The sequence below is a fragment of the Streptomyces corynorhini genome (assembly GCF_003346515.1).
Classification (GTDB): Bacteria; Actinomycetota; Actinomycetes; order Streptomycetales; family Streptomycetaceae; genus Streptomyces; species Streptomyces corynorhini.
Window position 1 is genome coordinate 1 of sequence record NZ_QQNA01000105.1, and the last position, 6026, is coordinate 6026.

Consider the following 6026-nt stretch of genomic DNA (forward strand, 5'->3'; position numbering starts at 1 on the left):
CGGGGGTCGCCTCGGCAGCGGGTTCGGGAGTGGGTTCCGGCTGAACGTCCGCTGCGGGGAGGGGAGCTGACTCCTCCTCCTTCTCCTCCTTCTCCTCCTTCTCCTCCCGCTTCTTCTCCTGCTGCTGCTCCTCCTCGACGGCGGGCGCAGGGGATACGGCGGCTACGGGGGCGGGGTCAGCGGCGACCTCGGCCTTCACCTCGGCCTTGGGCTCCGGCTCCGCCGACGCCTGCGCGGGCACCGTGGGCACGGCGGCGGACGCGGGAGCGGACGGCTCCTCGGCGCTACGGGACCGCGACGCCTGCGAGGGCACGCTGCGCTCCGGCTCGGCGGGCCGGGCCTTGTCGAACGCCTCCGCCACCAGATCGGCCGCCGCCGGAGTCCGTACCGTCACGCCCGAACGCGGCGACGAGGCCGAAGCGGCGGAGGAGGAAGCGGCGGAAGCGGCGGAAGAAGAAGCGGGAGATGAGGCGGAAGCGGAGACGGAAGCGGACTCGGACTCCTGAGCCGACGCGGGGGCCGATTCCCCGGACGTCGCCTCCACCGAATCCGTACGGTCGGCCTGCGCCGGTACGGAGGCCGTCGCCGACTCGTTGCGCTCCTCCGCACGGTCGCGTCCGAACACCTTGCGCAGCAAGCTCCGAAAGCCCATGGGCGAGCCCTTCCAGATGAGTTGGGTGCGGTGTCCGCCGCCGGGGAACGCGCATCCCTGGCCAGGGCGGATACGTAAGGTTAGCGGCCTCCACGAGCGAACTCCGGCAGGGGCAACCCACGTGTGCGGTGGACGGTACCGCGTCGCGGCCGCACTCGCAGCCCTTGTCCACCGCGGCCCGCCGACGCTCTCAGGTCGTTACCCTCGACGTATGGCTTCTGAGGCAGCTGCTGAGTTTCCCGGCGCGGGCGCGGAGTCCGCGCGGGTCGACACCTGGATCTGGTCCGTTCGGCTCACCAAGACCCGCTCCCAGGCGGCTGCCGCCTGCCGCGCGGGCCATGTGCGCGTCAACGGCGACCGGGTGAAGCCCGCGTACGCGCTCAAGCCGGGCGACGAGGTCCGGCTGCGCCACGCGGGCCGGGACAGGGTGGTGGTGGTCTCCCGCGCTGTCCGCAAGCGGGTGGGGCCGCCCGTCGCGGTGCAGTGCTACGTGGACCACAGCCCGCCGCCCCCGCCCCGCGAACTCACCGTGCCCCTCGCCGTCCGCGACCGGGGCACGGGCCGCCCCACCAAGCGCGACCGCAGGGAGATGGACCGGCTCCAGGGGAACTGACCCGGGCCGACCGGTCCTCCGCGACCAGATCTTCCGCGAGCGGTACTTCGCGACCGGTCCTCCGCCCGTCTTCTGTCGGTGCTCTGTCAGTCCGCTGTGGTCTCTCCGCGCACCACGACCACCGGGCATGTCGCGTGCTGGGCGACATTGGCGCTGACCGAGCCGAGCAGTACGGCCTTGACGCCGCTGTGGCCCCGGTCGCCGACCACCAGGAGGGACGCGCCCTCGGCGTTGTCGAGCAGCACCTGAGCGGCGGGGCCGTCCACCACACGGCGTTCGACCGACGCGGCGGTGTCGGGGTCCAGGTGCTTGTCGAGCGTGTCGTCCAGGATCTGCCCCGCCAGCTTCTCGGCGTCGAAGTCGACCGGGATCACCTGTCCTGGCATCATCCCCGCCCAGCCGGTCGCCGGATACTCCCAGCCGATCACGGCCGCCACCCGGTCGCCGGTCAGCTTCGCCTGTGCCACGGCCCAGTGCAGGGCCTTGACCGAGGACTCCGAGCCGTCCACGCCGACCACGATGGTGCTGCTGCTCATGACGGTTCCTCCTGCTGACTTCGACGCTCGTCGGCTTAGAGGCCGCGCGAATAGGTGGGGCGGCGTCGCGGGGCGATGGGCGGCGCCTGGCGGCGTTGTCGTCGGTCCACGACTCCCCCACTGCCTTAAGGGCGTGGGAGGTGCCCCCTCCGCGTCGCCTCCCTCCTCCGCCTTGCCATGCTTGCCCCTCACCCCGCTCCTTCCTCCACCCCACCTATCCGCGCGGCCTCTTACTCAGAACCACCCTGGTATCGCTCGCCGTCGGCGCCCTCACGGTCATCGGCCTCACCGCCCCCGCGCAGGCCGCCACCGATCCGTCCCGGCCTGCCGCCGCTGCCGCCGCCGAGGCGTGGAACCCACCGGCCCAACTGGTCCAGCCCCTGGACGAGGTGTGGCGGCACGTGGAGTCCACGTACCCCGACCTGTACGGCTTCAAGAACTACGGCTGGGACCAGCTGATGGCCAACAAGGGCCGCATCGCCTACTGCGTCCGCTGGGAGTCCGACCAGCCGGTCACCGCGCAGCTGCGCGACGAGATCCACACCGCGCTCAGGCGCCAGTCGAAGAAGTGGATCGACAGCGTCGCGGGCTTCGACAACTTCCCGTACGCGCAGGTCCCGGTGGACATCGTCGGCTGGGCCGTCAAGGACCGCTCCACGCTCCAGTGGACCGACAACTCGGTCGACATCTACACCAACGTGCTCGACGGCGGCGGCGCCCCGCAGTGCGCGCCCGACTGCGGGCGCTTCTTCCACCAGAACGGCGACTACACGAAGTGCCCCGGCGGCGCCGCCCGCCACTACGACCAGTCGCTGTGGCTGACGAAGGGCTTCCAGGGCGGGGCGGGCGGTGACTGGGGCCAGCGGATCGGCAGCGAGTACCTGGTCGGCGCGCGCGGCCAGGAGGACATCCACATCCTTGAGCACGAGATGGGCCACACGTACGGGCTCGACGACTTCTACGACTGGACCCCCACCGGGGTCGGCGGCTTCCTGATGAAGGCGGGCAGCGCCACGTACATCACCGAGTTCGACAAGTGGATGTACCGCGACTTCTGGCGCCACGTGAAGAGCCGCTACGGCCTCTGACCGGCCCGGCTCGGCCCGGACCGGCCCGGACCGGCCCGGACCGTCACCGGGGTCCCGGCGCGCTCCGGCTGGGTGGGGGGCTGCCGGGACCCCTGTCGTGTTTCAGCGGCAGCTCGCGCTTGGCCGATCGGGCCATGAGGGCCTCGACCGCCTCTCTCGGAGGCTTCCCGCCGTGGACGACGCTCACGACGGTCTCGGTGATGGGCAGGTCGACGCCGTGGCACCGCGCCAGGGCCAGGACGGCTTCGGACGACGTGACGCCTTCGGCGGTCTGTCTGGTCGCGGCGCGGACCTCGTCCAGAGTGAGGCCACGGCCGAGAGCGGCACCGAAGGTGTGGTTGCGGGAGAGCGGGGAGGAGCAGGTGGCGATGAGGTCGCCCATCCCGGCCAGCCCGGCGATGGTGTGCGGATCGGCGCCGAGCGCCTGGCCGAGCCGCGCGGTCTCGGCGAGGCCCCGGGTCATGAGGGACGCCTTGGTGTTGTCGCCGAGGCCCATGCCGTCGGCGATGCCCACGGCCAGCGCGATGACGTTCTTGACCGCGCCGCCGAGTTCGCAGCCGATGACATCGGTGCTGGTGTAAGGGCGGAAGTACCGTGTCCGGCAGACCGTTTGCAGCCTCTGGGCGGCGGACATGTCCGGGCAGGCGATGACGGCGGCCGCGGGCTGCCGACGGACGATCTCACCGGCGAGGTTGGGGCCGGAGATCACCGCGATACGGTCCGGCCCGGCGCCGGTGACCTCCGCGACGACCTCGCTCATCCGCCGGGTGGTGCCGAGTTCGACGCCCTTCATGAGCGAGACCAGCACCGTGTCCCGGCCGAGCAGGGGCGCCCACTCGGCCAGACATGCGCGCAGGACCTGCGAAGAGACGGTGAACACGGCGATGTCCGCCCCGGCTGCCGCCGTCGCCGCATCCGCCGTGGCCGTGATCCCGCTCGGGAGCGTCACGCCCGGGAGGTAATCCCGGTTTGTCGAGGTCGCGTTGATGGCCGAGACCAGTTCGGGCCGCCGCCCCCAGAGCGACACCTCACATCCGGCGTCGGCGAGGACCATGGCGAACGCCGTGCCCCAGGACCCGGCCCCGAAAACGGCGATACGAGTCGGCATCGGCCGGCCCTCCCTGTTCTGGCCCCGTGGCAGGTCCCCGTGGGTGGGTCCCCGTGGTGGGTCTCGGGCCCCCGTTGTACGTCCTCCATGGCCGGGCGCGTCGCCGCGCGGCCGGTCCCGCGTGCCGCCGGGGCCGCCTCAGCGTAGCGGTCGCGCGGCGCCGATCGGCGGAACTGCGGGGCCGCGTAAGCGCACTTCGTACCGGTGTCCGACCCTCGTGCCACACTGCCGTGCGTGTCTCTCGCCGATCTCAGCCTGGCCCAGTGGCGTTCCCTCGAACCCCCCGCCGTACACCGCGTCGCCCGGGAGGCGGCCGAGTCGGTGGGCGGCCGGGTGACCGCCGTCGAGACCGCCGAGCACATCGGCCGACCGCCGCACCGCGTCCGGATCGAGCGGGCCGGGCGGGAGTTCGCCCTGATACCCGGAGGCACGGTGGCACTCGGATTCGGCCTCGACGCCTGGCGGCCGAGCCCGGAACAGACCGCCGACTACGCCAACAGCCTCGACATGGGGTTCGGTTACGGCCCCGACCTGCGGGCCCACCTCGCGCGGGTGCTCAGCCCGCACCGCCGTGTCACGCTGGCCGCCGTGCTCATGGCCGTGGAGAGCGAGAGCCTGACGGAGCCGCCTGCCGACATGCCGGCCGCGCTCGCGGCGCGCGGGCTGCGGATGCCCGGCCCCGACGAGTGGGAACACGCCTGCGGAGCCGGTGCCGCCACCCTGTTCCGCTGGGGCGACCGCTGTCCCCTCGACCGCGTCCCGTACGAGGACCCCACCGGGCCGCATCACGCGCCGAGCGCCTTCGGGCTGCGGATCGCCCACGATACGTACGACATGGAGCTGACCGCCGACGTCACGGAGGTGCGGGGCGGCGACGGCGGCGAGTCGGTGTGCGGCGGGTACGGATCGACGCTGGCCTGGCTGCCGCTGGCCACCGCGAACCGCAACCCGGTCACGGCCGAGTTCGTCTACGGACCGGACGGCGAGAACTCCTTCGAGGGCTGCGTCACCCGGCCGGTACTCGCGCTCTGAGCGGCGCTGGCACCCGGCACCCGGCTCCCGCCTCCCGGCTCCCGGCTCCCGGCACCCGGCACCCGGCACCGAACCGTACGGTCAGTCCCCGCCCGTGGGCCGCAGCGTCACCAGTTCGTCGCCGTCGCAGTAGGTGACGGCGTCGGAGCCGCCGTGTCCCGACGACCACGCCCGGCAGTCCGAGGCGCCCCGCCACAGCGTCCTGCCCGAGCGGTCCACCAGGGCCAGCCGGTCACCGTCCTGCCAGAAACCGGACGTCACGAGCCGCGCCGAGGCTCCGAAGCCGTCCGGACGGACCGGACGGAAGCGGGACGGTTCCAGTGGCCGGTCCGGGCGTCCCGGAGCGCGGACGACCGGGTTCCGGCCGCCGTCGAGGGTCGGGTACTCCCCCGGCGCCAGCCGCTGGATGTCGTGCAGGGTGCCGAAGTACGAGTTGACGAGCATGGCCCCTGCGGCCTCCGGCAGCACCATCCGGAAGTCGACGTACAGCGGTAGGTCACGGTCCCAGCGGCACCCGGTGCGCGCCTCGCGCGCGGCCTGCGGCTGGTCCCAGACGAAGGTACGGCGCCAGCCCTCGTCCCCCTCCCCCGCCTCCGTACCGGCGGCGGCGACCGTGGCACGGCAGCTGCCCCTCGCGGGCGCCGTGACGACGACGATCCGGGAGGCGGTACGGAAGACACGGTCGACGGTGCCCGAGGGCAGCCGGAGCTTCGCGTCCCAGGAGACCTTGCCGCTCTCCTCGTCGAGGGTTCCCAACCGGTCGGATGTCACCACGACGGGTCGGCAGTCCGTCCCCTTCGACGTGCCCGGCGCGGGAACCGCTACACGATCGGCCCCGGCCTCGCAGCCTTCCAGCAGCCGCTTCGCGCCGGGCACGGTGCGCGACCACACGCGGCGGCCGGACTGCGGATCCCAGCCCGCGATCCGGCAGGAGGCGGCCCCGGACCCGGACCCGTCCCCGGTCCCGGACCCCGACCCGGTCCCGGACCCCGACCCG

General features: G+C 73.0%; 4 protein-coding genes and 3 pseudogenes. 3 read left to right on the forward strand and 4 right to left on the reverse strand.

The features are described from left to right. A pseudogene (locus tag DVH02_RS36750) lies at nucleotides 1-652 on the reverse strand (VWA domain-containing protein); the annotation flags it as partial. 211 nt (nucleotides 653-863) lie between these two features. Here DVH02_RS36750 and DVH02_RS14950 point away from each other — a divergent pair. Continuing rightward, nucleotides 864-1265, forward strand: coding sequence for an RNA-binding S4 domain-containing protein (locus DVH02_RS14950; RefSeq protein ID WP_114624309.1), 402 nt, complete (start codon nucleotides 864-866; stop codon nucleotides 1263-1265). Between the two features lie 86 nt (nucleotides 1266-1351). On the opposite strand, the gene DVH02_RS14955 is transcribed toward DVH02_RS14950, so the two are convergent. Continuing rightward, nucleotides 1352-1801, reverse strand: coding sequence for a universal stress protein (locus tag DVH02_RS14955; protein WP_114624310.1), 450 nt, complete (start codon nucleotides 1799-1801; stop codon nucleotides 1352-1354). 245 nt (nucleotides 1802-2046) lie between these two features. Between DVH02_RS14955 and DVH02_RS14960 the strand changes: the two genes are divergently transcribed. Beyond that, entirely contained in the window at nucleotides 2047-2889 is an 843-nt protein-coding gene (locus DVH02_RS14960) for a hypothetical protein (protein ID WP_114624314.1), read from the forward strand. 112 nt (nucleotides 2890-3001) lie between these two features. On the opposite strand, the pseudogene DVH02_RS14965 reads toward DVH02_RS14960, so the two are convergent. After that, a pseudogene (locus DVH02_RS14965) lies at nucleotides 3002-3997 on the reverse strand (NAD(P)H-dependent glycerol-3-phosphate dehydrogenase); the annotation flags it as partial. Between the two features lie 234 nt (nucleotides 3998-4231). On the opposite strand from DVH02_RS14965, the gene DVH02_RS14970 reads away from it, so the two are divergent. Next, entirely contained in the window at nucleotides 4232-5029 is a 798-nt protein-coding gene (locus tag DVH02_RS14970; protein ID WP_114624312.1) for a hypothetical protein, read from the forward strand. Between the two features lie 81 nt (nucleotides 5030-5110). On the opposite strand, the pseudogene DVH02_RS14975 reads toward DVH02_RS14970, so the two are convergent. Next, nucleotides 5111-6026, reverse strand: a pseudogene (locus tag DVH02_RS14975) (hypothetical protein); the annotation flags it as partial.

Coding starts and splice junctions, on each gene's coding strand:
- DVH02_RS14950 (WP_114624309.1), top strand. CDS start 864: ATGGCTTCTGAGGCAGCTGCTGAGTTTCCCGGCGCGGGCGCGGAGTCC.
- DVH02_RS14955 (WP_114624310.1), bottom strand. CDS start 1,801: ATGAGCAGCAGCACCATCGTGGTCGGCGTGGACGGCTCGGAGTCCTCG.